The sequence below is a fragment of the Nonomuraea sp. NPDC004186 genome (assembly GCF_053603495.1).
Window position 1 is genome coordinate 65,352 of sequence record NZ_JBSGFQ010000033.1, and the last position, 24,451, is coordinate 89,802.

General features: G+C 73.8%; 25 protein-coding genes. 9 read left to right on the forward strand and 16 right to left on the reverse strand.

Annotated features, from left to right (window positions below):
* On the reverse strand, positions 1-885 hold the full coding sequence (locus ACWEPL_RS26065; RefSeq protein WP_452437700.1) for an NAD(P)H-binding protein: 885 nt from the start codon (positions 883-885) through the stop codon (positions 1-3).
* Positions 886-991: 106 nt separating this feature from the next.
* Here ACWEPL_RS26065 and ACWEPL_RS26070 point away from each other — a divergent pair, with 106 nt between their 5' ends.
* Positions 992-1,900: a LysR family transcriptional regulator gene (locus ACWEPL_RS26070; RefSeq protein ID WP_363971423.1), complete on the forward strand. Its 909-nt coding sequence runs from the start codon at positions 992-994 to the stop codon at positions 1,898-1,900.
* 18 nt (positions 1,901-1,918) lie between these two features.
* On the opposite strand, the gene ACWEPL_RS26075 is transcribed toward ACWEPL_RS26070, so the two are convergent.
* Together ACWEPL_RS26075 and ACWEPL_RS26080 are read right to left on the reverse strand one after the other, a co-directional pair.
* Positions 1,919-3,640 carry an FAD/NAD(P)-binding protein gene (locus tag ACWEPL_RS26075; protein WP_452437701.1) on the reverse strand — a complete coding sequence of 574 codons (1,722 nt, stop codon included), beginning with the start codon at positions 3,638-3,640 and terminating at the stop codon, positions 1,919-1,921.
* A 76-nt stretch (positions 3,641-3,716) separates the two neighbouring features.
* On the reverse strand, positions 3,717-4,601 hold the full coding sequence (locus tag ACWEPL_RS26080) for a diacylglycerol/lipid kinase family protein (RefSeq protein WP_452437702.1): 885 nt from the start codon (positions 4,599-4,601) through the stop codon (positions 3,717-3,719).
* 74 nt (positions 4,602-4,675) lie between these two features.
* Between ACWEPL_RS26080 and ACWEPL_RS26085 the strand changes: the two genes are divergently transcribed.
* Positions 4,676-5,407, forward strand: coding sequence for a phosphatase PAP2 family protein (locus tag ACWEPL_RS26085; protein WP_452437703.1), 732 nt, complete (start codon positions 4,676-4,678; stop codon positions 5,405-5,407).
* The gene (locus tag ACWEPL_RS26090) at positions 5,404-6,054 is read left to right on the forward strand and encodes a phosphatase PAP2 family protein (protein ID WP_363971431.1); all 651 of its coding nucleotides are present in this window, start codon (positions 5,404-5,406) and stop codon (positions 6,052-6,054) included. Before ACWEPL_RS26085 ends, ACWEPL_RS26090 begins: the two co-directional genes overlap by 4 nt.
* Here the strand turns inward: ACWEPL_RS26090 and ACWEPL_RS26095 are convergent.
* The 3 genes from ACWEPL_RS26095 to ACWEPL_RS26105 all read right to left on the reverse strand — a co-directional run bounded on the left by ACWEPL_RS26095 (position 6,031) and on the right by ACWEPL_RS26105 (position 9,013).
* Positions 6,031-7,587, reverse strand: coding sequence for a phospholipase D family protein (locus tag ACWEPL_RS26095; protein WP_452437704.1), 1,557 nt, complete (start codon positions 7,585-7,587; stop codon positions 6,031-6,033). The genes ACWEPL_RS26090 and ACWEPL_RS26095 overlap by 24 nt on opposite strands.
* Positions 7,584-8,375: a DUF1206 domain-containing protein gene (locus tag ACWEPL_RS26100; RefSeq protein ID WP_363971435.1), complete on the reverse strand. Its 792-nt coding sequence runs from the start codon at positions 8,373-8,375 to the stop codon at positions 7,584-7,586. Before ACWEPL_RS26100 ends, ACWEPL_RS26095 begins: the two co-directional genes overlap by 4 nt.
* 95 nt (positions 8,376-8,470) lie before the next feature.
* Positions 8,471-9,013, reverse strand: coding sequence for a DUF3592 domain-containing protein (locus tag ACWEPL_RS26105; RefSeq protein ID WP_363971437.1), 543 nt, complete (start codon positions 9,011-9,013; stop codon positions 8,471-8,473).
* Positions 9,014-9,107: 94 nt separating this feature from the next.
* Here ACWEPL_RS26105 and ACWEPL_RS26110 point away from each other — a divergent pair, with 94 nt between their 5' ends.
* Positions 9,108-9,857 carry an AMP-binding enzyme gene (locus ACWEPL_RS26110; RefSeq protein WP_452437705.1) on the forward strand — a complete coding sequence of 250 codons (750 nt, stop codon included), beginning with the start codon at positions 9,108-9,110 and terminating at the stop codon, positions 9,855-9,857.
* On the opposite strand, the gene ACWEPL_RS26115 is transcribed toward ACWEPL_RS26110, so the two are convergent.
* Positions 9,838-11,061, reverse strand: a complete 1,224-nt coding sequence (locus ACWEPL_RS26115) for a hypothetical protein (RefSeq protein WP_452437706.1) — start codon at positions 11,059-11,061, stop codon at positions 9,838-9,840. The two genes, ACWEPL_RS26110 and ACWEPL_RS26115, sit on opposite strands and share 20 nt — an antisense overlap.
* An 83-nt stretch (positions 11,062-11,144) precedes the next feature.
* On the opposite strand from ACWEPL_RS26115, the gene ACWEPL_RS26120 reads away from it, so the two are divergent.
* The 3 genes from ACWEPL_RS26120 to ACWEPL_RS26130 all read left to right on the forward strand — a co-directional run bounded on the left by ACWEPL_RS26120 (position 11,145) and on the right by ACWEPL_RS26130 (position 13,423).
* Positions 11,145-12,071: a hypothetical protein gene (locus ACWEPL_RS26120; RefSeq protein WP_452437707.1), complete on the forward strand. Its 927-nt coding sequence runs from the start codon at positions 11,145-11,147 to the stop codon at positions 12,069-12,071.
* Between the two features lie 3 nt (positions 12,072-12,074).
* Entirely contained in the window at positions 12,075-12,920 is an 846-nt protein-coding gene (locus tag ACWEPL_RS26125; protein ID WP_452437708.1) for a hypothetical protein, read from the forward strand.
* Positions 12,921-13,021: 101 nt separating this feature from the next.
* Positions 13,022-13,423, forward strand: a complete 402-nt coding sequence (locus tag ACWEPL_RS26130; RefSeq protein ID WP_452437709.1) for a hypothetical protein — start codon at positions 13,022-13,024, stop codon at positions 13,421-13,423.
* Here ACWEPL_RS26130 and ACWEPL_RS26135 read toward each other — a convergent pair.
* The 4 genes from ACWEPL_RS26135 to ACWEPL_RS26150 form a co-directional block, all read right to left on the reverse strand.
* A complete protein-coding gene (locus ACWEPL_RS26135; RefSeq protein ID WP_452437710.1) occupies positions 13,374-13,745 on the reverse strand; it encodes a hypothetical protein in 372 nt (123 codons plus the stop codon). The genes ACWEPL_RS26130 and ACWEPL_RS26135 overlap by 50 nt on opposite strands.
* The gene (locus tag ACWEPL_RS26140) at positions 13,742-14,332 is read right to left on the reverse strand and encodes an SRPBCC domain-containing protein (RefSeq protein WP_452437711.1); all 591 of its coding nucleotides are present in this window, start codon (positions 14,330-14,332) and stop codon (positions 13,742-13,744) included. The genes ACWEPL_RS26135 and ACWEPL_RS26140 overlap by 4 nt, the downstream gene beginning before the upstream one ends.
* Before the next feature lie 242 nt (positions 14,333-14,574).
* Complete coding sequence (locus ACWEPL_RS26145) at positions 14,575-15,495, reverse strand: lysophospholipid acyltransferase family protein (protein ID WP_452437712.1); 921 nt, start codon at positions 15,493-15,495, stop codon at positions 14,575-14,577.
* Complete coding sequence (locus tag ACWEPL_RS26150; protein WP_350727356.1) at positions 15,492-16,208, reverse strand: GNAT family N-acetyltransferase; 717 nt, start codon at positions 16,206-16,208, stop codon at positions 15,492-15,494. Before ACWEPL_RS26150 ends, ACWEPL_RS26145 begins: the two co-directional genes overlap by 4 nt.
* A gap of 375 nt (positions 16,209-16,583) precedes the next feature.
* Here ACWEPL_RS26150 and fusA point away from each other — a divergent pair, with 375 nt between their 5' ends.
* Both fusA and ACWEPL_RS26160 read left to right on the forward strand, forming a co-directional pair.
* The gene (gene fusA / locus ACWEPL_RS26155) at positions 16,584-18,638 is read left to right on the forward strand and encodes an elongation factor G (RefSeq protein WP_452437713.1); all 2,055 of its coding nucleotides are present in this window, start codon (positions 16,584-16,586) and stop codon (positions 18,636-18,638) included.
* 72 nt (positions 18,639-18,710) lie between these two features.
* A complete protein-coding gene (locus ACWEPL_RS26160) occupies positions 18,711-20,117 on the forward strand; it encodes an FGGY-family carbohydrate kinase (protein WP_452437714.1) in 1,407 nt (468 codons plus the stop codon).
* A 12-nt stretch (positions 20,118-20,129) separates the two neighbouring features.
* On the opposite strand, the gene ACWEPL_RS26165 is transcribed toward ACWEPL_RS26160, so the two are convergent.
* The 5 genes from ACWEPL_RS26165 to ACWEPL_RS26185 are packed head-to-tail and all read right to left on the reverse strand — an operon-like array spanning position 20,130 to position 24,381.
* Positions 20,130-21,107 (reverse strand): zinc-binding dehydrogenase, encoded by a 978-nt coding sequence (locus tag ACWEPL_RS26165; RefSeq protein WP_452437715.1) that lies wholly within the window; start codon positions 21,105-21,107, stop codon positions 20,130-20,132.
* On the reverse strand, positions 21,107-21,466 hold the full coding sequence (locus ACWEPL_RS26170; RefSeq protein ID WP_387569378.1) for a hypothetical protein: 360 nt from the start codon (positions 21,464-21,466) through the stop codon (positions 21,107-21,109). Before ACWEPL_RS26170 ends, ACWEPL_RS26165 begins: the two co-directional genes overlap by 1 nt.
* Positions 21,463-22,326 carry a DODA-type extradiol aromatic ring-opening family dioxygenase gene (locus ACWEPL_RS26175; protein ID WP_363971463.1) on the reverse strand — a complete coding sequence of 288 codons (864 nt, stop codon included), beginning with the start codon at positions 22,324-22,326 and terminating at the stop codon, positions 21,463-21,465. Before ACWEPL_RS26175 ends, ACWEPL_RS26170 begins: the two co-directional genes overlap by 4 nt.
* Positions 22,319-23,206, reverse strand: coding sequence for a citryl-CoA lyase (locus tag ACWEPL_RS26180; protein WP_452437716.1), 888 nt, complete (start codon positions 23,204-23,206; stop codon positions 22,319-22,321). The genes ACWEPL_RS26175 and ACWEPL_RS26180 overlap by 8 nt, the downstream gene beginning before the upstream one ends.
* Positions 23,203-24,381: a CaiB/BaiF CoA transferase family protein gene (locus tag ACWEPL_RS26185; RefSeq protein ID WP_452437717.1), complete on the reverse strand. Its 1,179-nt coding sequence runs from the start codon at positions 24,379-24,381 to the stop codon at positions 23,203-23,205. Before ACWEPL_RS26185 ends, ACWEPL_RS26180 begins: the two co-directional genes overlap by 4 nt.
* Positions 24,382-24,451 lie beyond the last annotated feature (70 nt).

Here is a 24,451-nt window from a genome sequence, read left to right on the forward strand (position 1 = left end):
TCAGGCGAGGACGACCGGCTTGAGCACCTCCTCGCACCACTGGCGGAAGCTGGTGGGGGTGCTCGTCCGAGGGGTGCGGACGGCGCCGTTGTCGAGGCCGGCGTCCTTGGCCAGCGCCATGTCGAGCATCCCCTGGGCCATGACTTCGGACATCCCCGACCCCACCAGCCCGGCCTTGAACGCTTCGCCCGACAACTGCTCGAAGCGGATCGGGCGGCCCAGCACCTCGGACATGATCCGCGCCATGTCCTCGAAGGAAAGGTCCTCGGGGCCGAGCACCGGGACCTCCTCGACACCGCTCCAGGTGTCGTCGAGCAGCAGGCCGGCGGCGACCGCGGCGATGTCGCGCGTGGCGCAGCTCGGGGCCTTGTGGTCGCCGGAGATCGGCGAGGTGAACATGGACCGGTTCCTGATCAGCTCGGCCTGGCGCAGCAGGTTGTCCATGAACGAGGGCATCGCCAGCGCCCGGTAGCTCACGCCCGTGCTCGCGATCAGGTCGTCCATGGCGAGGGACGCCGTCACGTACCCGGCGTTCCCGGCCACCGCCGTCCCGCGGCCCAGGGCCGAGACTCCGACCACCCGCTCGACCCCCTGGGCCGTGATGGCCTCGCACGCGGGGCGGCTGAAGCCGGCGTAGGCGGCATCGACACTCGCGGAGCGAGGGTCGGACGGCACCAGCCAGAAGACGGTGCGGGCGCCGGCGAACGCCTTGGTGACCACGTCGAGCTCGCGGTGCGAGCCCTCGACGACCTCGGCGTACGCGCGCACCGCGGCGGGCAGCCGGTCTGGCTCGCGCGCGATCACCCGCGTGGGTGCGCCGGCGGCCATGAGGCGGTCGAGGACCTGGCGGCCGATCTTACCGGTGGGCGTAGTGACGACGATCATGAAAACCCCTGGAGGGAAGTATGGACGGGAAGGACGAGAGCCCAGTCAACCCGGCGCGGCGGCAGACCTGAAGGACCGATTCGATCACCATTGATACTGTCGAGGTATGAATGACCTGGAGGTCCGGCAACTCCGCTACTTCGTGGCCGTCGCCGAGGAGCTGCACTTCGGGCGCGCGGCCGAGCGGCTCGGCATGGCGCAGCCGCCGCTGTCCCGCGCGATCCGGGCCCTGGAGCGGCAGCTGGGCGTGCCGCTGCTGGAGCGCACCACGCGCCACGTCGCGCTCACCCCCGCCGGCGAGACCCTGCTGCGCGACGCCCGGATCGCGCTCGACGCGGTGACCGCGGCAGCCCGGCGGGCCCGGCACGCCGGCCGGTCCGACCCGGGGCTGCGCCTGGCGCTGAAGGCCGACTACGACGGCGGGCTGCTGCCGCGGATCCTCGCCGCGTACCGGAGCGAGGCGGCCGCCCTCCCGGTGGAGCTCGTACTGGGCGGGAAGGGGGAGCAACTGTCGGCGCTGCACGACGGTCGCGCGGACGTCGCCCTGGTGCCCGCTCCCCTTGACGAACCCCTTGACGCACGTGGCCTGGACGTCGAACTGCTGCTGACCGAGCCCCGGCTGGTCGCGCTGGCCGCCTCCGATCCGCTGGCCGCCCGCTCGCGCCTGCGCCTGGCCGACCTGACCGGCAGGGTCCTCCCCGACGGGACACCCGCCGACGGTCAGGAAGCCTGCCCGGCGACGGCAGGGACCCGGCCGAGACGCCTGGACCTGGCAGAGATCTTCAACCTGGTCGAGGTGGGCAGCATCGTCTGGTTCCCCCCGGCCTCGGTCGCGCCGCGCCACCCCCGGCCCGGCATCGCGTACCGGATCGTCAGCGACCTGGCGCCGCTCACTCTCACCCTGGCCTGGCCGCACCACAGCCGCTCACCGGCCGTCGCCGCCTTCGTCCGCACGGCCACCGCCACTGCCACTCACTCGGCGGACGCACCGGAGCCCCAGCCCGCCCCGAGCTGAACAACGCCCGCCGCTCCGCTACGCCGCCGGGCGGAGGCGGGCGGCGGTCGTGACGCTCAGGAGGGTGCGGGCCAGGGCGTCCGTCTGGCGGAACAGCGGGGCGTCGACGCCCGGGCGAGCGAATCCGGCCGTGCCGGGGCCGCCCGCCGTCCACGGGCCGAGCGCGAAGCGGCGGGGATGGACGGCGCCGGTGCGGGCGACGAGGCGGCGGTCCGGGAGGCGGACGTCCAGGAGGCCGGACTCCTCGCGGCACTCGCCCCGGGCGAAGAGCGCGCCGAGGAGCGGGTCGGTGCTGCGGGCCACGGTCGGCTCCGGTAACCGGGCCTCCACCAGCGCCCGCGCGTCCACCGCGCCGGGCACGCTCGTGCTGACCGCCCGCCAGACCCCCGCCCGCTCGTCCCGCCCGACCCGGATGCCCTCGCCCAGGAACGTGACCACCCCGGCCCGCGCCAGCGCCCGCAGCTCGGCCAGCCGGGACGCGGGCGGGCCGCTGGCGAGGTAGTTGTACAGGCCCTGGAACCAGGGATCCGCCGGCACCACCCCGCGCAGCGCGTTCAGGCCGTGGATCAGGGCCAGGTCCGCGCTGTGCGCCGGGTCGGCCCGGCGCTCCAGGTCGGCCGTCAGGTAGCCGCCCATCCAGCGCCCCAGCCCGGCCAGGTCGCCGAAGCGCATCCCGTGCAGCGGCCGTTCCAGCCGGTCCAGCCGCAGCCGGTCGGCGAAGCGCGGCACCGACCTGGTGACGAGCGCGCGCATCTCCTTCCCGCCCCACTCGGCCTGCGCGAAGGCGGGCTCGAACGCGTCCCAGCCGATCCGGGTCCGCGACGGGTGCCCGTTGAACAGCTCGAAGTAGTACGCGTACGCCAGCTCCTTGGCCACCGCCCGCCGCAGCTCCCCGGCAGGCGTGCCCGGGGTGACGAACCCGGGCAGGCCGGGCGGCGGCGCGGCGAGCCGGTAGCCGGCCTTGGCGTGGTACGGCACTCCCCTGCGCGACCCCACGTACAGCCGCGGCTCGGACCCGCCGGGCACGTAGTGCAGTTCGCCGCCGTGTTCGGTGAAGCGCCCCCCGCGTCCGGACGTGAGCAGCGCCAGCAGGTCGGCGAACGCCAGCCCGGCACCCCGTACGAGCACCGGCTCCCCGGCCGGGATCACGCCCGGGTCGAGGTCGGCGGCGTACCCGGCGGGGAGGTAGGACAGGCCGTGCCGGGCGGCGAAGGCGAGCTCCTCCGCCTCCGGCGGCGAGGGCAGCGCGCCCTGGTGGCCCTGCGCGAGCACCACCGCGTCCACCTCCAGCGCTCCCCCGCCGGACAGCTCCACCCGCTGGCCCCCGCGCACGTCGGCCAGGCCGACGGCGGTGGCCCGGTGCAGGCGCACCCGTACGTTGGGCGGCGCGGTCCGCACCACCTGACCGAAGGCGAAGGAGAGATAGCGGCTGAGGACCGGGCGCGGCGCGAAGTACCCGGGCTCGCTCCCGAGCCACTCGGCCAGCGACGGCCCGGGACGGAGCGGGCCCTCGCAGCGCACCGACCCGTCGGTGAAGACCGTGATGTCGGCCGCCGCCGAGTTGGCCCACAGCAGGTCCGGCTGGCCCGCGCGCCAGACCCGGCCCGCGCCGTGCGGGTACGGGTCCACCACGTGCACGTCCAGCACGTGGTCTCCGAGCAGCTCGGGAGCGTTGGCACAGATCCGCTCCACGACGGACGTCCCCGTGGGACCGGCCCCGATCACCGCGACAGCGCTCACCCCGACCCGCCCCGCTCTCCCGTGATAATACCTACATTAACAGTAGGGATTACGGGAAAGATCGTCAACCCGGCGACTACTCGTCCAGAGGCAGGCAGACCGTGAGCGCACCCGCGGCGGCCTCGGCCTTGAGCCGGCGGGTGGGCTCGCGTTCCCCGCCGTCGAGCTCGTACGTCAGCGGCACCCCGAACCGGGCCGACACCTTCCTGGCCCGCGTGATCCGGACGAGCGGCGAGTCGTCGGAGCGCCCCGCGGCCATCCTGCCGATCACCCGAGCCCATTCGAGCGGCCCCTGGGCGGTCGAGACGCCGACCTCCAGCCAGCCGTCGTCCGGCCGCGCGTCGTCGAACGCCTGGACGCCGCCGGCGATCGTGCTCACGTTGCCCAGCAGCAGGCAGCTCGCCCGGCCCTCGAACCAGGTCGTCCCGTCGATCTTGATCTTCATCGGCACGAGCGGCTCGCCGACGTGCCGGACGGCCGCCTTGACATAGCTCAGCTTGCCGAGCCGCTTCTTGGCCCGCCCGCCGGCGTCGGCGACCATCTCGGCCTCGAACCCGGCCCCCGCCATCACCGCGAAGTGCTCGCCGTTGAGCACCCCCAGGTCCAGCTTCTCCCGCCGGCCGTGGAAGCCGATCCGCACCGCCTCGTCGAGGTCGGCGGGGATGCCGAGGTTGGCGGCGAACAGGTTCGCCGTCCCCGCGGGGAGCACGGCCATCGGCACGCCGGAGCCGGCCATCGCGTCGGCACAGCGCTGCACCATGCCGTCGCCGCCCCAGACGAACACCAGCTCGGCGCCCTGATCGAGGGCTTGCCGGACCTTCTTGGGGGCCTTCTTGCTCTTGGGCACCTCGTACCAGAGGAGCTCGGCGACGCCCTCCTCGGTGATGAGCACGCGTAGTCTGTCCAGACCCGCGCCGAGGGTCTTCTTGCGGTGCGCGACAACGGCCACGATGGGGGACATGCGTTCCGGACTACCCCGGGCGCCGGATTTCAGGCGGAGGAATCAATCCCGCGTGCCGGGGTAGCCGTGCGCGAATGAGTATCCACGGCGACCGCGCACTGGGACTGGGACTGCGACTGACGCTGGCCGGCCTGGCGGTGGCGCTCATCATGGTCCCGTTCACCCTGCTGCTCGTCGTGGCCAAGATGCCCGTCGACGGACTGGACGCGGGAGCCGCGCGATATCTGCACGCGTATGCGCTCACCCATCCCGAGGTGACGAGGTTCCTCATCGTGTGGACGGATCTGTTCGGGCCGTGGCCGTGGCGCGTCGCGGTCATCGCGTACGCCGTCTGGCTGCTCTACAAGGGCGCGCCGAGGCTGGCCGTCTGGGCGGTCACCACCATCACCGTGGGCGGGCTGCTCGGCCTGGCACTCAAGATCGTCGTGGCCCGGGCCAGGCCACACCTTCCGGACCCCGTCGCACTGGCGCCGGGCGACTCCTTCCCCTCGGGCCACGCGGTGAACGTGACGCTCGGCGCGGGAGTGCTCGTCCTGCTCGTCCTGCCCATGCTGCCTCGGTGGGGACGGGTGGTGGCGTGGGCCGTCGCCTGCTTCCTGGTGTTGTCCGTCGGCTACACGAGGATCGCGCTCGGCGTGCACTGGGTGAGCGATGTGGTCGCCGGGATCGTGCTGGGCGTGGCCGTGATCGCCGCGACGGCGGCGGCGTTCGAGACGTGGCGGCGCGAGCAGGGACGCAGGCCCGTCTCGCCGCCGGTCGAGGGAGTGGAACCCGAGTTCGTGAAAGCGGGCGATGAGAAGAAGTGAAGCGCTACGCGTTATCGATCGTGCTGCCGATGGTCCTGATGGCCGCGGTGACGTACGGCGTGGGCAGGGCGATCCTCGCCTGGCCCACCGGTGAGGCGTCGGTGAGCCGGAGCCTGGCCGCCGGCCGCACCTCGCTGTGGAACACGCTCACCGACTTCGGCAGCAGCCTGTCGGACACCCCGTACATCGTGGCGCTCACCGTGATCGCCGCGATCGTCTTCAGACTGGTCTACCGGCGCTGGCGCGAATCGATCTTCATCGTCGCGGCCGTCTGGAGCCAGTCCCTCATCTTCCTGGCCACCACCGAGGCCGTCGGCCGGCACCGGCCGCCCGTGCGGCACATCGACCCGGCCCCGCCCACCTCCAGCTTCCCGTCGGGGCACGTCAGCGCCGCCGTCGCGTTCTACTGCGGGATGGCGCTCGTCCTGACCACGCACGTCCGCAACAGAGCGCTCCAGGTGCTGATCTGGGTGCTCGGAATCGCCGCTCCGCTCGCCGTCGGCCTGTCGCGCCTGTACCGCGGCATGCACTTCCTCACCGACGTGGTCTGCGGCGCGCTGCTCGGCGTGGGCTGCGTCGTCATGGCCGCCCGGGCGATCCTGCACGCACGGAGGCGGCGGCGCTCAGAACTCGTTCGACCTGCGTAAACGCGAGGGCCGCCCGTCGGGGTCCACGACGATCCGGTACAGCGGCATGGCCAGCGCCCGGCGGACGCGGTCGAGCCCGGGCCGCGGATGCGGGCGCAGCCGGCCCGGCGGGCGGGGACCCCGGCAGCCGTCCCGGTGCCAGGCCTCGAGCCGCGCGGCGGACTCGGCGAACGCCTCGTACGCGCTTTCCGGGTCGAGCAGATCCTCCAGGTCGCCGGGGTCGCGGTCCAGGTGCTCGGCGGCGAGCGTGAGCCGCAGCTCCCTGGCGAACCTGCGGGCTCCCGAGGGCGGACGCGGGTCGGGCTGCGCGTCGAGGACCGCGCAGCTCAGCTCGGAGTCGAACGTCCACGAGCGCAGGTTCACGTTGTCGGAGCCGACGCTCGCCCACACGTCGTCGACCACGCAGACCTTGGCGTGCACGTACACCGGCGTGCCCCGGTGGTTCTCCAGATCGTAGATCGCGACCCGGCCGTCGCCCGCGCGCATCAGCCGGGCCAGCGCTTCCGACCTGCCGATCAGGCTGGCAGGGCCGGCCAGCCAGCCGTCCTGGTCAGGATGGCGGGGCACCACGATGATCATGCGCAGGCCGGGCTCCCGCTCCAGCGCCTCGGCGAACGGCTCGATCACCTCCGTGGACCACAGGTACTGGTCCTCCAGGTAGACCAGCGAGCTCGCCCGCGTCAGAACCTTGCGGTACGCCCTGGCCACGCTGCGCTCCCCCTCCGGCGCGAACGGATAGGCGTGGCGCAGGTGGGGATAGGTCCTCAGGAGCTGCACGGCATGCGTCCCGGCCGCCGGCGGCGCGGGGCCGGCCGCCGGCAGCGGCGGCACGTCGGCCATCCGGGTCATGCGGTCACGCAGCCGCCTGAACGGCTGTCGGGTCTCCGGCGCCGGGTCCTCCCAGCGCTCGCAGAAGACCTTCTCCACCTCGGCCACCGCCGGGCCGCTGATCGCCACCTGGACGTCGTGCCACGGCGGGCGATCGCCGTACGCGCCCGGCATCGGCGCCGCCTGCGGGTCGCCCAGGTGCTCGGCGTCGTCGCGGCGGCTGTGGCACAGGTCGATGCCGCCGACGAACGCCACGTCCCGGCCCGGTCCCCGGTCATGGCGCAGGACGACGAACTTCTGGTGGTGCGAGCCCCCACGCCGCACCCGGGTGTCGAGCAGCGCCTGCCCGCCGGCCGCCTCGATGTCCTCGCCGAGGTGCCGGTTCTCGGCGGAGCTGAAGCGCAGGAAGTCCAGGTGCGAGCGCCAGATCAGCCCTCGGACCAGGGCTCCCCTCTCGGCCGCCCGCGCCATCGCGGCCGCCACCTCGGGGCCGTCCGGCGTGAGCCGCTCGTCGGGGTCGCCGCGCCAGTCGGAGAACAGCAGCAGGTCGTCCTCGCCGAGGCCGGACAGCCGCGCGGCGAGCTCGGCGAAGTAGGTGGCGCCGTGGACGAGCGGGCGCACCAGGTTGCCCTCCGTCCAGGGCGCGAGCTTGGTCGCGTCGTTCCCGCGTTCGGGGCCGGTGAGGAACCAGTCGTCCAGCCTCATGTACGCCGCCAGCGGGCCTCTCCGAAGCAGTATCCGGCGAACAGCAGCAGCCCGAGGGCCACCACCGCCAGCAGCCAGGGCCCGGCCGGAGTGTCGGCGAACGCCCTGAGCGTGGCGTCGATGCCCCCGGCCTTGTCCGGGTCGAAGGTGACGGCCGCCTGGATCACGAAGACGCCGGCCAGCCCGGCGATCAGCCCGCGCGCGAGGTAGCCGGCGAGCCCGAGCCGGTCCATCACCGCGCCGGCCCGCCTCGGCATCGGCCTGAGCTCCTTGCGGAACTCCTTCTTGACGCCGAACCGCAGCCAATAGACGCCGAGCGCGACGAGACCGAGCCCGATCGCGCCCACGAGGACCTGCCCCGCGGGCAACTCGAGCAGCTTTCCCGTGAGGTCCTGGGTCCGCTGGTCGTCGGAGGCGGTCTTGTGCGTCAGCACCATGGTCAGCAGCGCGGAGCACACGAACACGTAGACCGCGACCCGGCCGGCCGGCTCCACCCGGTCCTTGAGCTGATGGGCGCCGAAGATCGCCTCCGACGCCTGCCACAGTGCCAGGGCGGCGAACCCCACGACCATGATCCACAAGATCACGGCCCCGAACGGCAGCGACGCGACCGTGCTGATCGCCCCGCTCTTGTCGGCCTCCCGCCCGCCGTCCCCGAACGCGATCTGCACCGCCAGTACCCCGATCAGGCCGTACAGCACGCCGCGGCAGACCAGCCCGACCCGCGCCAGCTTGTCCATGGCAGGGCTGTCGGCCGCCTGTCTCGCCTTGGCTTCGGCTTCGGTCATGACTTCTCCCAAGAGCTCGTCAAAACCGGCGAACTGCCCTGAATCGCGCGTCCTAGACCTTCACCCGGCGCGACCGGCGGATTTGAGCGTCGGGATCACTCGCCGAGGTCGAGATCGGCCGGGCAGTCGATGGGCTCGTAGGAGCCATCGGCCTGCTGCATCTCGCACTGGGTCTGCCGGTCGCCCAGTCGCTCGCTCTCTCCGAAGCCGGGGCCGGAGGAGGCGGAGAAGCTGGAGAAGGCCGCGAAGAAGGCCAGGCCGATGACGACGGCGACGCATCCGACGATGATCCCGCCGTAGCCTCCGCCGGGGTCGGCCGCGGGCACGGCCCTGGTCGGGTTCTGCGGGTCGTAGAGCACCTCGGTCTCGTTGCCGACGCCGAGGCCGGAGGTGGTCGCCGCTTCGGTGGTGATCTCCTGCCCCTCCAGGGTCGTGAAGGTCAGGACCGGCCGCTGCCTCGCCCTCAGGTGCTCCCCTTGCCCCGTGAACGTGGTCCGGACGTCGCTGACCACGCCCGGCACCCGCTGCGCCCGCCGGACGAACTGCCTGCTGTCGACGGTCCCCTTGATCGAGCCCAGAACGATCACTACGCCCACCGCCACGAACAGCAGCGGGAAGTACTGGAACAGATTTTCCACCGCGGATCTCCTTGGGTCGGCCTGCACTTTAGAACGTCCGGGCGGGCCACAGGTTCCCGGCAAGAGATCTCGGTGGGGGCGGCGCGGAGTACGGTTGATCGACGGGCCGAGTGGCCTGGCGGCGGGACTGACGGGGGCGGCTTTGACCGAAGGCGAGCTCGAACAGCGCTTACGCGGGCATCCGGCGGTGACCGAGTGTGTCGTGGTCGAGGGCGAGCAGCTGATCGCCTACGTCGTGGCCGACGAGAAGGACCGGGAACGGGTCACCGAGTTCCTGACGGAGCTGGTGCCGAGGCGGCGACTGCCCGAGGTGGTCGCGGTGGTACCCGCGTTGCCGCGCACGCCTGAGGGCGAGATCGACGTCGCGGCGCTGCCCCTGCCGGTGGTGGAGGGGCAGCGGCCCGCGGGCGGCAAGGGCGGCGGTGCGACGGCCGGGAGCGGGTCGATGGTGGTCGGGGGCACGCTCCTGTTCGGCTTCCTGGCTTTTTCGACCACCAACGTCTTCTGGCCCTATTCCACCGACCTGTCCGGTGTGCCGCTGCCGTGGGCGGCACTGTTCTTCGGGCTCTACCTTTTCGAGTGCGCCTCGTTCGGGCTGGGCGTGATGGTCCTGCTGCGGGGCCGCTCGGCGCTGGCCCGACGGGGCCGCTCCGCACCGCTGACCACGGCGGCCTGGCTGGCGCTCGCCTGGCTGCTGCTGGCGTGGTGGCCGCAGGACAACTTCTACCGCCTGGCCGCCAAGACCGACTGGCCGCAGCAGGCCGCCCTGGTCTACGGGTTCAACGTCACCCTGATGATCGCCGCGGCGGTGCTCGTCGCCTTCGTCACCAACGGACGGCGCTGAACATGGCGCCGAGCGCCTCGTTGGCGGCCCGCACGGCCCGCTCCGCCGCGTCGAGCTCCCGGATCGTCCGGGCGGCGAGCGCGATCCCCAGGTAGGGAAAGGGGTCGAACGCGGCGGTCGGGATGGTGACCAGGAGGATCGCGCCGAGCTCCCGGCAGTGCGCGGCCAGCCGCGTGACGTGCTCGCGCAGCGCGGTCGACGGCAGCCGGGCGCCCAGCGGCAGGCAGTCCAGGGTGCGCACCAGGTGCCCGGCGCCGTGCAGGCCGTCCAGCGCCGTCTGAATGGTGAACGCCGCGCAGGGTCCGGTGAGCCGCAGATTGATCTCGGTGGGCGCCAGCAGGCCCGCCCGGTCGGCCACGAAGTCCACGTCGTACCAGCCGCGGTAGCCGTGGCGGGCCAGTGCCGCGCCCACGTCGGCGCCGAACGCGGCCGCGGTCCGCGCCTGCTCGGCGGGCAGCGTGCCGGGTCCGACGGTGACGCCCTGGTAGCGGGTGCCGTCGATCGCCATCGCGCCCGTACCGACCGGGTGCACCCGCCCGTCGGCGGCGACGACGGCGTCGAACGTGGGGTTGGCGACGCCCGCGATGTACTCCTCCAGCAGCAGGCCGCGCACCCTGCGGGGCGGCGGGGACGTCGTCACGACCTGGGTGCCCGTGCCGCCCACTCCGTACTCGGTTTTGAGCACGTACGGCATGGCCGCCCCTCGCAGCTCCCGGCGTGCGGCGATCCGGCGCTGTGCCGCGATCCGGATCCCGCGATGGCCTGGAGCCAGCTCGCGGAAGAGCTCGTGGGAGCCGCGTTTGGACTCGAAGCGGCGGACGCACTCCAGCACCCCGGCGGGAGCGGGCCGGATCCGGTCGAACGCGGGCGTACGGCCCCAGGACAGCACCGCCATCCCGGGCGGGACGAGCTCGGGCAGGCCCGCCAGAGCCGCCGACACCTGCCCGTCCGCCGCGATCCCGCCGCGTACCCGCACCCCTCCCCAGCCCAGCGTCTCGGCCAGGTGCCGGACCCACCACTCCGGCACGGGCAGCGGCAGCACGACGAGGGCGGGCCGCGGACTGGCGAAGGCCGCCAGGCACGAGTAGTGGTCAGGCCCGGCCGGCATCCCGCCGAAGGCGGCGTTGAACTCGGCGGCGTTGCCGACATGAACGGCGGGCAGCCCACGCGTCCAGGCCTTCACCCACGACGGCTCGGCACTCATCCGGTCAGGAAATCCCATGCATCACCCGACGTGCAAGTGACCCGCAAGCGCGCGGAAACGGCTTGTGGGGATAGTCACGGTTCGTGAGCGCGATCGTCCTCGACCCCGGCCTCCCTGAGGGGCACCGCCGGCTGATGGCCACCCGGCCGGAGCTCCTGCCGCCTGCTCCCGAGCGGCCCGCCTGGGGCGGGCGGACGCTCGGTGACGTCCTGGCCGTCCTGCCTCAGTCGGCGCTGTGGGGTTTCCTCCCCCTCGTCGTCGGCCTGGCCCACCGTGGCCGGATCGTGCTCCTCACCGGGCTGCTGCTGCAGGGGGCCATGCTCGGCGTCTGGATCCGGTACGGCTTCACGACCTTCTTCCTCGCCGGATCGGCCGTGCAGGCATTGGCCTTCCTCGCGCTCCTGGCGCTGGCGGGCGAGTCGCCGGTGGCGGGGTACGGCCGCCGCCACCGCGGCAGGTACGTGACCACCACGATGCTGGAGCCGCTGGACGCCGCGCTGCTGGAGCGGACGGTGGCCGCCACCGCGACGGTCCTGCGGTCCAGGCTCGATCGGGACGGCCTGCTCGACGGCATCGCCAACCGGGTGATCCTGCCCCGCCAGGAGTGGGAGATCGCCGAGACGCTGACCGAGCTGACCCGGCTGCGGCGCGAGCAGGCGGGCGCGCGGTCGGGACGTGTCACCGAGCGCATCTCCGCCATGCTCGAATCCCAGGAGGAGGCGCTCGACGTGGCGACCCGCGCGCTGGCCCGGCGGATCTCCTCCCTGGAGGAGTACGCGCGGCGTACCGAGGAGGCCGAGGAGGTCTACGCGGAGTGGCGGACCCTGCGGGACCTGGCGGATGACGGCGACGCCTACCGCGAGCTGCTCTCCAGGACCGTACGCGACGACCTGGCGGCCGGCGAGGTCGGCGAGCTGGCCGAGCGCGCCGAGCGCCTCGAGGCGTCCCTGCGCGAGAGCGTCGAGCAGGCCCGGCTCGCCGGCCTCACCCTGATCCCCCGGGAGGGCTGACCCATGCCGCGCACCTCCGACCGCATGAAGCGGCTCCTGGCGCCGTTCCCGAGGTGGGTCCCGCTCCTCGGCTCCGCGGTCCTCCTCGCCGAGCTCGTCATCGGCCTCCCCATGGCCGTCGGCGGCGGATCCGCCCGGGAGCCCCGTTCGACGCCGAGCCCTCCCCCGAGCGTGACGGCCGTTCCGCCGAGTCCCGCGTCCGCCGAGCCGGCGCCCACCCCCACCCTCGCGACGGCCACCCCTTCGCCGAGCGGGCTCGCGGTCACGCGGATCCCCGAGGGGAGCGTCGTCAAGCTCCCCCGCCGGCCGGGCCAGGGCTCGCCCGTCATCGGCAGGGTGACCGACCCCAAGACCGGCCTGTCGTTCGCCGAGCTGGGCTCCCCGTGGCGGCCGAGCCGCCCGATCGGCGACGGCCCCATCCAGGACGGCCGCTACAACATCCGCCAGACGCTGCTGACCGAGACCTACGGAACGGACGGCGATCGCGAGTGGTGGGCCGACATCGACTCCCAGCACCTGTGGTCCGACCTCGACGCCGGCGACAGCCTCTACGACGCCACCCGGGCGATGCTGGACTACAAGCAGGGCAGCGCCTTCCCCTCCGGGACGACGGGCCGTGACATCGCCTCGCAGCCGGTACGGCGTGGCTGGCTGCTCGCCCGGATGATCCGGATGCCGCCGAGCCCGGACGGCCGCAAGGCCAGGCAGGAGCTGTCGGTCGTCATCGCGGTCGACACGGGACGCCCCCGGCCCGCGATCCTGTGGATCACCATTCCCGACACGCACCGGCGCCTGTGGCCGGACGTCGACACGCTGGTGAAGTCCCTCAAGATCGTTCCCCGGAGCTGAGCCGCCGGCCCGGCAGAAAGTCCGTTGAATGCCCTGCCGCTGCCCTGGTCGGCCATGTTCCCCGTGCCGAGAATCAGTGCGGGAAACCTGAGGAGGCGGACATGGCACAGACCGGATCGCGATCGAAGAAGCCGACCATCGTCCTGAGCACGGCGGCAATGCTGAGCACGGCCATCGCGCTGCTCGCGGGCGGGACGGCGCGCGCCGACCAGGCGTCATCGGGCGTGGCGCTCGCGGTCACCTGCGGAGACGGCTCGCTGTCGGCCGACTGGTACTTCGACTCCTCGCACAACAACCCCAACGCGTGCGCCAAGTGCCAGGAGGCGGGCGCCAGACTCGAGGCGACAGGTATCTGGCGCGCCTACTGCAAACGGCGGTACAACCCGGCCGGCACGCTCACCCGGGTGGACCTCTATCGCTACTGCGTGGGTTGCCGGAGCACCGAGGCGGCCCTCACCACGGAGCCGTCGCTCCAGCGGGCCAGCCGTCCGGTCCCCGCCTGACGAGAACGAGCACCAGGACCAGCACGTCCCGGCCCGCGACCTGCGCGAGCCACGTGCCGGCGGGCAGCGCCAGGAGCGCGCTGACCCCGCTGACCAGGCCCACCAGGGCCGGTGCGGCAAGTTCGACGGCCACGGTGGTCACCGGCAGCGCGGCGTTCGCGGCGCCGGCGACGGTGGCGCCCGCCGACCGCTCGGCGTACTCGGGGACGACGGCGAACGGCAGGAGGAACCCGATCGACGAGGCCACCACGGTGGCCATCCGCGCCGGCAGCGCCCCGGTGACGATCGGCGTCCGCGCCGCCGCGCGGGTGCCGGCGATCACGGCCGCCGCTCCCCGCCGGGGAGGGGCCCGGCGGCGTCCCGCCGGGCGGCCGATGGCGCCGGCCCGCCAAGCAGGCTGGCGGCGTCCTGCCGGGCGACCGGTGGCGCCGGCGGCTTGGCGGCGTCCCGCCCGGTGGCCGATGGTGCCTGCCCGCCCAGCTCCGCCTCCAGCGACTTCAGCGCCTCGCGCATGTGCTGCTCGAGCTGGGAGGTGTCGTCCTCGGTGAGGAAGGCGGCCTGCTCGGTGTGGACGAGCCTGGTGCCCGGCCCGTGCCGGGCGAACTCGATCGTGGCCAGCGAGACCAGGACGCGTACCTGGTCGAGCAGCACGTCGTAGCTGTAGACGATGCGTTTGCTCGGCACGATGTCGAGGTAGCGGGCCTGGACCGTGTGCGCGGGACCGCCGGCCCGGGTGCCGTGGTACCGCTCCACTCCGTCGACGCGGAAGTCCAGGTCGAGGCGCGGGTTCCAGCCGGGGGGACCGCCGGCCCAGCGGGCCTTGACGGCCGGGTCGGCCCAGGCGGAGAAGACCTCGACCGGCGGGACGGCGTACACGTGCTCGGCCACGAAGGTGGCGTGCCTGATCATGGGAGCCTCTCGTCGTCGGTTCGCTGCCTGCGACTCTGGCCTGCCGCGACCGGCCGGGACATCCGTGGGGACCCCCTGATCCCCACGGAGGAGGTACGGATCCACCGCGGAAAGAGCACGGAGCCACCGGTCCCCCGACGAGGAGGGCTACTCGTCGATGATCCCCAGCTCGATCAGCGCCGGCGTGCCCCTGCCTGCCCTCTGAGCCTCGTCTCCCGAGCTCGGCCCGTACGAGGTCCCGCTCAGCGCTGATGCCTGGTGGCAGCGGCGTGGACAAGATCCTCAACCCCGGTGCGGACGAGGGCCTCGGCCATCCTGGCCAGTGCCGCGCGGGCCTCGGACCGCCTGCCTTCCGGCCGCACGGGCGGTACGGGGGCGGACAGCGTCACCTCGACGACCAGGTCGCGGGTCCCGGCCACCCGGACCATGGAGGCGAGCAGCGAGTCGTCACCGACGTAACAGGCGCGGGTCGAGGTCGCCGTTCCTTCGCGGTAGCGCAGCGTGGCCGGGCGGACCGCGGCGCCCGTGTCGACGGCCGCCTGGAACACCGCGGGCCGGAACCGGCCCATCCCCCGCCCGCACCACGTGGTGCCCTCAGGGAAGGCGACGACGGTGTCGCCTTCCCTGAGCGCGTCCGCGACGGCCGCGACGGCCGCGGGCAGCGCGGAGAGCCGTTCCCTGTCGATGAACAGCGCCCCCGAGCCCCTCGCCAGCGTGCGGATGACCGGCCACTCGCCGATCTCGCGCTTGGCCAGCGGCCTGGACGGCAGCGTGGCCGCGACGACCAGCGGGTCGAGCCAGGACACGTGGTTGGCCACGACCAGGGCTCCCCCGTCCGAGACGGCCAGGGCGCCGGTGACCTCGAGCCGGATCCCGAGCGCGCGCAGGAGCAGCCGCGCCCAGGCCATGGTCAGCTTCGCCCGCCACGCCGTCCGTACCCGCCCCACGAGGGACACCGGCACCCCGGCGAGCACCACGAGGAGCGCGGCGCACAGGCGGGCGACCAGGAGGAAGGGCCTGCTCGCGCGGGCGGCGGGCGCGAGGCAGGCCTGCGCGGTGCACGGGGCGAACGGGTGCCAGGGGCCGGGGGCGGCCGCCGGAGCCGGTGCCGAAGCGGGGGCCGAAGCGGGGGCCGGGGCCAGGATGTCGACGGCCGTGTTCACAGCGGCTCTCCCAGGAAGTGGCGCAGGTAGCGGGTGTTCACGTTGGCCATCGAGAGCAGGACGAAGAAGTCGGCGGTGCCGAAGTCCCGGTCGTGCGCGGGCGCCCCGCACACCCACGACCCCAGCCGCAGGTAGCCGCGCAGGAGGGCGGGCGGCACGAACCGGTCGGAGCGCACCGCGCCCCGGGGACGCCACGGCACGCGCGGCGTGACCCGGTACTCCTCCGGCCCGAGCGGCACCCGCTCCACCACGGCGGCGGCCACCGCGCCCCCGTCGTCGAGCGGCACCGAGCAGCAGCCCGCCAGCCACTGGTGACCGCCGGAGACCATGTAGCGCGCGATGCCCGCCCACATCAGCGCGACGACCGCGCCGCCGCGGTGGTCGGGGTGCACGCACGTGCGACCCGCCTCGACCAGCCCCTTCCTGATGGGCGCGAGGTTGGCCAGGTCGAACTCGCCGTCGGAGTAGAGCCGCTCCGTGCGCCCCGGTGGAAGCAGCCGGTAGGTGCCGACGACCTCGCGGCCGTCGCGCACGAGGAGGTGGTCGCAGTACGCGTCGAACCTGTCCACGTCGAGGCCGGAGACCGGGCTGTCGAGCCGCGCCCCCATCTCCTCGGCGAAGACCTCGTGCCGCAGCCGCTGCGCGGCCTGGACGTCGGCGGGGCCGGTGGCCATGCCGATCGTGTAGCGACCGGTGTCAAGAGAGATCGTCATGGGCGCGGGTCCTTCCCTGAAAGCGTCTCACGCCTATGTCGACATGCGGAAATGACGGCTGAGCCGCACATCGGGGTCAGCGAGGCGACCGCGTGGTGAACCTCGCACGCACGCGATAGATCGCTTTCTCCACCCGCCGCCGGTTCACTACACTCGCCACTGATCATCGACGAGGGAGAGGAGTACGGCCGTGCGCAACAGCACCGCTGCCGTCATTCCCCCGTCGCGCTACGAGGTGATCCTGGTGTCTCCGTCGTCCCGGTGCCGGCTGCGCGGCCGCCACTGGACGACGCCCTGACGACACCCGCCTCCTGGCCTTTCGTCAGGGGAATCGCGCTGTCCCGCTGAAGAATCCTCCCGAAAGGGTCTTGGGCCGTGCGTCCCCGAATACCTGACAATTCCCTTGCCATCGTCCGCAACCTCGGCATCCTCGCCCACGTCGATGCCGGCAAGACCACCGTCACCGAGCGCATGCTGTTCCTGGGCGGCGCCACGTACAAGCGCGGTGAGGTGCACGACGGCACGACCGTCACCGACTTCGACCCCCTGGAGCGCGACCGCGGCATCACGATCTTCGCCGCCGCGGTGAGCTTCGCCTGGGACGGGCACCGCGTCAACCTGATCGACACCCCCGGCCACGTCGACTTCTCCGACGAGGTGGAGCGCTCGCTGCGGGTGCTGGACGGGGCGATCGCGGTGTTCGACGCCGTCGCGGGCGTCGAGCCGCAGAGCGAGTCTGTGTGGCGGCTGGCCGACCGGTACGGCGTGCCGCGCATCGCGTTCGTCAACAAGCTCGACCGGGCCGGCGCCGACCTGGACACGGCCGTCGAGTCGATCCGCCGCCGGCTGCACAAGGCCCCGCTGGTGGTCCAGCTGCCGATCGGGCAGGAGGGCCGGTTCACCGGGGTCGTCGACCTGGTGCGGATGCGTTCGCTGGTGTGGGCGGGCGGGGGCTGCTCCGCCGGGCCGGTGCCGGAGGACCTGCTGGCGGAGGCGCGGCGGCGACGCCGGCTGCTCGAGGAGTCGGTGGCCGAGCTGCACGCCGGCGCGCTGGAGGAGTTCTGCGTGCGGCCGTCGATCTCCGACGAGACGCTGGCCGGCGCGCTGCGCGACCTCACGCGCAGCGGCGCGGGCCTGGTGGTGCTCTGCGGGTCGGCCTACCGCGACCGCGGGATCGAGCCGCTGCTCGACGCCGTGGTGGCGTACCTGCCGTCGCCGCTGGACGTGCCGCCGGTGCGCGGCGAGGACGGCGCGGAACGGGCCGCCGACCCGGAGGCGCCGCTGGCGGCGCTGGCGTTCAAGGTGAACGCCACCGCCACCGGGCGGCTGACCTACGTGCGGATCTACTCGGGAACGATGCGGAAGGGGGACACGGTACAGGTCACTGGGCCGGCCACCGGCGCGGGGCGCACCGAGCGCGTCAGCCGCATCCTGCGCGTGCAGGCCGACCGGCACACCGAGGTGGACCTGGCGGCGGCCGGGGACATCGTCGCGGTCGTCGGCCTCAAGTCGGCCCGCCTCGGGACCACGCTGTGCGCGCCCGGCGCGCCGCTGGTGCTCGAACCGCCGAGCACGGCCGAGCCGGTGGTGTCCGTGGCGGTCGAGGCCCGCAGGAGCACCGACGCCGAGCGGCTGGTCTCCGGGCTGGCGCGGATGGCCGAGGAGGATCCGTCGCTGGCGGTCCGTACGGACGCCGAGACCGGGCAGACGCTGCTGTCCGGGATGGGCGAGCTGCACCTGGAGGTCGCGGTGGACAAGCTCCGGCGCGAGCATGTCCTGGACGTCGCCGTGGGCCGGCCGCAGGTGGCCCACCGGGAGACGGTCGTGCGCGGCGTGTCCGGGCTGCTGTACCGGCATGTCAAGCAGGACGGCGGCGCCGGGCAGTTCGCCCACGTCGTGCTGGACGTGGAGCCGCTGGACGGCGCCTTGGACGGTGCCTTGGACGGAGGCGGTTTCGCGTTCGCCTCGACCGTCGTCGGCGGCCGGGTGCCGCGCGAGTACGTGCGCGCGGTGGAGGCCGGTTGCCGGGACGCCCTGGCCGACGGCCCGCTCGGCGGCCACCCGGTGACCGGCCTGCGGGTCACGCTGACCGACGGGGCCACCCATCCGAAGGACTCCTCGGACCTGGCGTTCCGCACGGCCGGGCGGCTCGCGCTGCGCGAGGCGCTGCGGGCGAGCGCCATGGAGCTGCTGGAGCCGGTGGTGGAGGTCACGGTCACCGTGCCCGACGACGCGGCCGGCGCCGTGCTCGGCGACCTGGCCGCCAGGCGCGGCCGGATCTCGGGCTCGTCGGCACGGGCCGGGACCGTGGTGATCAGCGCCGTGGTGCCGCTGGCCGAGGTGTTCGGGTACGCGACCCGGCTGCGCAGCCGTACGCAGGGCCGTGGCACGTTCACCACCCGGCCCGCCGGTTACGCCCCCGCCAGGTAAGAGGTGGCCCCGCCCCAACGCGGGGCGGGGCCACGCGCCGGGCAGGGCGATCGGATCGGCCATAGTGTGACCATGAGGGTGCTGGCCGGGGTCGACGTGGGGACCACGCATGTCAAGGTGGGCTTCTTCGACGAAGGGGGCGGCTGCGTCGCGGCCGTGCGGCAGCCGACCCCGCGCGAGTTGCCCGCCCTCGTCGCCGCGGTGACGGGGGCGCTCGGCGAGTGCGCCGCGCGGGCCGGGCGGGGGCCGGAGGCGATCGGGGTCACGGGCATGGCCGAGACCGGCGTGCCCCTCGACCGCGCGGGGCGGCCGCTCACCCCGCTGCTGTGGTGGAACGACCCCCGGGCCGCGCACGAGGCCGCCGAGCTGGCCCGGGACGCCGTGCGGTTGTACGCGCTGACCGGCCGCCGCGCCGACCCCAAATCGCCGCTGGCCAAGTGGCTGTGGCTGCGTGCCCACTCGCCCGAGGTGCTGGAGTCGATGCGGTGGTGGGCGCACGTGCCGGACGCCGTGGCGTACGCGCTCACGGGGCGCCTGCGGACGCACGGGACGCTGGCCGCCCGCACCCTGGCCTACGACCTGGAGGCCGGAGACTACGACCCGGAGCTGCTCGCGCGGGCCGGGCTGCGCGGCGGGCAGCTGCCGGCTCCGGCCGGGTCCGTGGAGCCGGTCGGGCCGCTGACCGCGGAGGTGAGCGGGGTGACGGCCGGGGTCCCCGTGGTGATCGCGGGCCACGACCACGCGGTGGGGTCGTGGGCGGCGGGGGTGCGGCGGCCCGGCGACGTGGCCGACTCCCTCGGCACGGCGGAGGCGGTGATGGTGCTGTCGGACTCCCGCCCGGACGCGCGTACGGGACTGGCCCTCGGCATCACGACCGACCCGTCGCTGGACGGGGCCCGCAAGGTGGTGGTCGGCGGCCTGCCCACCAGCGGGGCCATGCTCGACTGGCTGCTCTCCCTCACGGGGAACGGCGAGAGCGGGTACGCGGCGCTGCCCGGGCTGCTGAGTGGGGTGCGGTTGCCGACGGGGATCGTGGTGGAGCCGTACCTGCGGGGCCGCGTCGCGCCCGCGCCCGACCCGGCCCGGCGCGTGACGGTGTCGGGGCTCGGGCCCGAGCACACCCCGGGCGACCTGCTGGCGGCGGCCGTCGAGGGCACCTGCCTGCACGCCCGCTGGATGCTCGACGAGCTCGCCGCCGTCACCGGCACCGCCCCCGAGCGCCTCGTGGTCCTCGGCGGGCAGGTCAGGATCCCGCTGTGGATGCGGGTCAAGGCCGCGGTCTCGCCTGTCCCGGTCGAGGTGGTGCGATCCGATGACGCGGTCTGCGCGGGAGCGGCGCTCATCGCCGGGCAGGCGGGCGGGTCGCTCGACGACGTACCCGTGCTCCCCCGCGATCGCCTGCCGCCCGAACCCGAGCTCGCCGCCGCCTACGTCCCCCTCTACGAGCGCTTCCTGGCCTCGGCCCGCACACCCCGATGACGGACCGGCGCCTCAGGTGACGCGCAGGACGATCCGGCCGCCGGCCGCGCCCGCCGCCTGGCGCCGCCAGGCCGCTCCCGCCTCCTCCAGCGGCACCACCTCGTGGGCCACCGACAGCCGCCCCCGCGCCGCGTGTTCCGCGATCAGCGTGATGGCCTGGGCGCGTTGCTCCCGGGTCAGCTCGTTGTTGGTGTAGCCGAGCACCCGCAGCGACCGGCCGCGCAGGGTGGAGGAGTCGAGCGGGCACGTCTCGGAGGCCGAGCCGCCGAGGTTGACGAGCCGGCCGCCCGGCCGGAGGGTGCGGGCCGCCGCGGCGGCCGGGGCGCCGAAGAGCGGGTCGAGCACCAGGTCCACCGGCCCGTCGCAGGCGGCCGAGAGGCGGGCGGCGAGGCCGGCCACGTCCTGAGTGCCGAGCTCCACCACCGCGTCCGCGCCCGCCCGCTTCGCCCGTTCCCGGCCCTCGGGAGAGCGGGCGGCCGCGACGACCCGGCGCGCTCCGGCGAGGCGGGCGAGCTGGACGGCCGCCTGGCCCACCACGCCCCCGGCGCCCAGCACCACCACCTGCTCCCCCGCCGCGAGCTCGCCGCGCCAGGTCAGGGCCATGTGGGCGGCCACGGCCGACAGTCCGAGCGCGGCGACGGCGTACGCGTCGGCGCCGGCGGGCAGCTCCACCAGGTCCTCCGAACGCACCACCGCCAGCCCGGCCATGCTCCCGTCGCCGGGCGCCATCCCCGCCGAGGTCGGGAACCACACGGCCGTCTCCCCGACGGCCCCCACGCCCTGGACGCCGGGCACGTAGGGGACGGCGGGCGTGCCGAAGTAGGAGGCGCCGCCCGCGCACAGCAGGTCCAGCGGCGTGACCGGGGCGGCACGTACGCGCACCAGGCTCTCCCCCGGCCCGGCCACCGGCACGGGGACGTCGCCGACCACGGGAGGCCGGCCGCACGTCTCGACCCGGGCCGCGCGCATCCGGCCGTGCTCGCCGGTCATCAGGTCGCGATGTCCGGGTACGGAAGCCGAAAACCCGCCAGCCGCCGCGCGTACTCCGTCTGGAAGCCCAGCGGCGGGTGGTCGCGCTCGAACATCGCGATGAACAGGGTCAGCGTGAGGAACGGGTGCGCCCCCAGCTCGAACAGCTTCGGGTAGTCGTGCGCGGCCAGCGCCTCGCGCTCGGCGTCGTCGAGGCGCAACCAGGTGGAGGACTCGCCGGTGTGGCAGCCGAGGATGCGGTTGGCGTACTCGGACTCCCACCACTCGACGGTGGCGCGCGGCTCCTCGCGGTAACGCTCGACCAGCTCGGGGTCGCGGTCGACGGTGAAGAGGAACTTGTTCAGCAGGTACTTGCTCACGAAGAACCCCCACTCGGATACCAGGTGAAGTACGCCTCCATCGTGTGGAACAGGTCGTACGTGTCCACGTAGTCGGCCTTGCGGCCCTCCCCCGCCACCCCCATCATCAGCATGAAGTCCATGAACCCGTGCGTGGCGTTCCCCGGCTGGTGGAGGCTGTCCAGGGTGACCTCCGACAGGCAGCCCTCGATGTCCCCGGTGGAGATCCACTCGACGGCCTTGCGGTCGAACTCCGGGTCGGGCCCGTGCGGCCCGAACTGGCGCGGCCCGCCGAGCTCCAGCGACAGGTGCCCGGTGCCGATGACCGCCACCCGCCGGTCCGCCGGCCAGGACTCCACGAGCTGCCTGATCGTCCGCCCGAGCTGCACGAACCGCTGGGGACGCGGCAGCGGCGGGGCGAAGATGTTGGTGTAGACGGGCACGATCGGCAGGTCGGCCTCGGGGCGCAGGGTGATGATCGGGCACGTGATCGAGTGGTCGATGCGCAGCTCGTTGCTGAAGGCGAGGTCGAAGCCGGCGTCCAGGCCCTCGCGCAGGATGTACGCCGACAGGTCCTCCTGGCCCTTCAGCACCATCCGCGGCAACCCGAACTCGCGTTCCTCGTTGTAGAAGTTCGCGTCGTAGAAGGGCGCCTTGCCGACCAGGAACTGCGGCATGTTGTCCAGCCACAGCTGGTGGAAGTGGTCGGAGCCGACCATCACCAGCACGTCGGGCCGCGCCTTCGTGAGGGTCTCCCTGAACGCCTCCACCTTGCGCACCCACTCGTCGGCGAACGGCGGGCGGTCCTCGCCGGTGGAGGTGCTGGCGCGGTAGTAGAAGGGGTGGTGGGTGGATGCGATGACCGCGACGAGTTCAGCCATGCGTACCTCCGTTGGCGGCATACGGCTCGGGCGGGACGGGACGGTTGTTGAGGTCCACCGAGAGGAAGATGTCGTTGGCCACGGGACGGCGCAGCTCCTCGGCGAGCTGCCCGATCAGCCCGGCCGTCCTGGCCAGCAGCGCGAAGCCGCGCAGCAGCTCCAGCGGCAGCCCCAGGTCGGCCAGCGCCGCGCCGCACGCGCCCGCCCCGTTGAGCGGCAGCGTCCGGCCCAGGATCTGGGGGTGCACGCGGCCGACGGCGGCGAAGAGCGACAGGTGCGGCCCGAACAGGCCCTCCTCGGCCGCGATCTCGAACAGCCGGGCCGTGCGCGGGTCGCCGTCCTTGTGCACGTGGTGGCCGAGGCCGGGAATGCGCCCGCCCGCCTCGCGCCGGGCCCGTACGGTCTCCAGCGCCAGAGCGTCCCAGCCTGCGTCGTCGGCCGGGAGGGGGTCCTGGTCCCGCAGCACGTCGTTGAGGAAGCGGCCGCAGTCCTCGGTGACGCCGAGGAAGCGGGAGCCGCCGCCGAGCAGCCCGGCCGCCAGCGCTCCCTGGACGGAGTCGGGCGCCGACAGGTACGTCAGCCGCGTCACGATCGCGGTGGGCGTGAACCCGTGGTCGGCCAGCGCGGCCAGCACGGCCTCGAACACGCGCACCTCGCCGCGGGCCGGGCGGCGCTGCGTGGCCAGCCAGAACGCCAGCTCCCCGAAGCCCACCTCGCCCATGACGTCGGCGGCCAGGTCATGGCCGAGCAGGGTGATCGTCTTCAGCGAGGACGCCCCGAGCGCGGTCGGATACTCCTTCGGCTCCCCGCCACGACCGCCGATCCCGACGACCGCCTCCTCCGCGTTCCCGCCGGTGCCGACCCCGTCGCCGCCGCTCACGACCGCGCCTCTTCGGAGGATCCCGAGGCCGGCTCGGTGGGGGTGAGCCACTTGCGCAGCTCCGTGCCGTGCTCGTCGAGCTCCGGCGGCGGCAGCCGGTAGCCCGCGGGCGTCTCCGAGAACCGGATCGGATGCCGCGTCGTCGGCACGGCCCGCTCTCCCTCCCCCACCACGACCACCGGTTCGAGCCCGAGCCGCTCGGCCACCGCGAACCCGCCGTCGATCGTGTTGATCGGCCCGCTCGGCACCCCCGCCTCCACCAGCAGGTCGAACCACTCCTCCGCCCGCCGGGTCACGAGCCGCTCCACGAGGATCGGCCTCAGCTCCTCCCGCCGCGCGGTCCGGTCGGCGTTGCGGGCGAAGCGCGGGTCGTCGGCCACCTCGGGGATGCCCAGCACCTCGCACAGCTTGCGGAACTGCCCGTCGTTGGCGGCCGCGACGATCAGCTCGTGGTCCGCCGTCGGCAACGGCTCGTACGGGAACACGCTCGGATGCGCGTTGCCCATCCGGTACGGCACCACACCCCCGGCCACGTACGCCGAGCTCTGGTTGACCAGCCCCGTCAGCGCCGACGACAGCAGGTTGACCTCGACGTGCTGCCCCTGCCCGGTGGCCTCCCGGTGCCGCAGCGCGGCGAGGATGCCGATGACGGCGTGGTTGCCCGCCATCACGTCGAACACCGAGATCCCGGCCCGGTACGGCGGCCCGCCGGGATCGCCGGTCAGGCTCATCAGCCCCGACATGGCCTGCACCATCAGGTCGTACCCCGGCACCCGCGCGCCCGCCCCGGCACCGAACCCGCTGATGGAGGCGTACACGACGCCGGGGTTCAGGGCCCGCACGGCCGGGAAGTCCAGCCCGTACTTGGCGAGCCCGCCCGGCCGGAAGTTCTCCACCAGCACGTCCGCGCGCCGGGCCAGCTCCCTGGCCGCCTCCGCGTCGGCCGGGTCGCGCAGGTCGAGGGCGACCGACCGCTTCCCCCGGTTGACCCCGAGGTAGTACGTGGACACCTCGCCCCGCGCGGGCGGCGTCCACGACCGGGTGTCGTCCCCGCCGGGAGACTCGACCTTGACGACGTCGGCCCCCAGGTCGGCCAGGAGCATCGTGGCGTACGGCCCCGCCAGGACCCTGGAGAAGTCGGCCACCAGCAGGCCGGACAGCGGCCCCTCAGGCACGATGGACTCCCCTTCCCGCGTCCGTTCAACGGACATGTGTCCGCTGAGCCCGATCTCATCACCGACGCGA

Coding starts and splice junctions, on each gene's coding strand:
- ACWEPL_RS26065 (WP_452437700.1), bottom strand. CDS start 885: ATGATCGTCGTCACTACGCCCACCGGTAAGATCGGCCGCCAGGTCCTC.
- ACWEPL_RS26070 (WP_363971423.1), top strand. CDS start 992: ATGAATGACCTGGAGGTCCGGCAACTCCGCTACTTCGTGGCCGTCGCC.
- ACWEPL_RS26080 (WP_452437702.1), bottom strand. CDS start 4,601: ATGTCCCCCATCGTGGCCGTTGTCGCGCACCGCAAGAAGACCCTCGGC.
- ACWEPL_RS26085 (WP_452437703.1), top strand. CDS start 4,676: ATGAGTATCCACGGCGACCGCGCACTGGGACTGGGACTGCGACTGACG.
- ACWEPL_RS26095 (WP_452437704.1), bottom strand. CDS start 7,587: ATGAGGCTGGACGACTGGTTCCTCACCGGCCCCGAACGCGGGAACGAC.
- ACWEPL_RS26100 (WP_363971435.1), bottom strand. CDS start 8,375: ATGACCGAAGCCGAAGCCAAGGCGAGACAGGCGGCCGACAGCCCTGCC.
- ACWEPL_RS26115 (WP_452437706.1), bottom strand. CDS start 11,061: ATGAGTGCCGAGCCGTCGTGGGTGAAGGCCTGGACGCGTGGGCTGCCC.
- ACWEPL_RS26125 (WP_452437708.1), top strand. CDS start 12,075: ATGCCGCGCACCTCCGACCGCATGAAGCGGCTCCTGGCGCCGTTCCCG.
- ACWEPL_RS26130 (WP_452437709.1), top strand. CDS start 13,022: ATGGCACAGACCGGATCGCGATCGAAGAAGCCGACCATCGTCCTGAGC.
- ACWEPL_RS26140 (WP_452437711.1), bottom strand. CDS start 14,332: ATGATCAGGCACGCCACCTTCGTGGCCGAGCACGTGTACGCCGTCCCG.
- ACWEPL_RS26150 (WP_350727356.1), bottom strand. CDS start 16,208: ATGACGATCTCTCTTGACACCGGTCGCTACACGATCGGCATGGCCACC.
- ACWEPL_RS26160 (WP_452437714.1), top strand. CDS start 18,711: ATGAGGGTGCTGGCCGGGGTCGACGTGGGGACCACGCATGTCAAGGTG.
- ACWEPL_RS26165 (WP_452437715.1), bottom strand. CDS start 21,107: ATGACCGGCGAGCACGGCCGGATGCGCGCGGCCCGGGTCGAGACGTGC.
- ACWEPL_RS26175 (WP_363971463.1), bottom strand. CDS start 22,326: ATGGCTGAACTCGTCGCGGTCATCGCATCCACCCACCACCCCTTCTAC.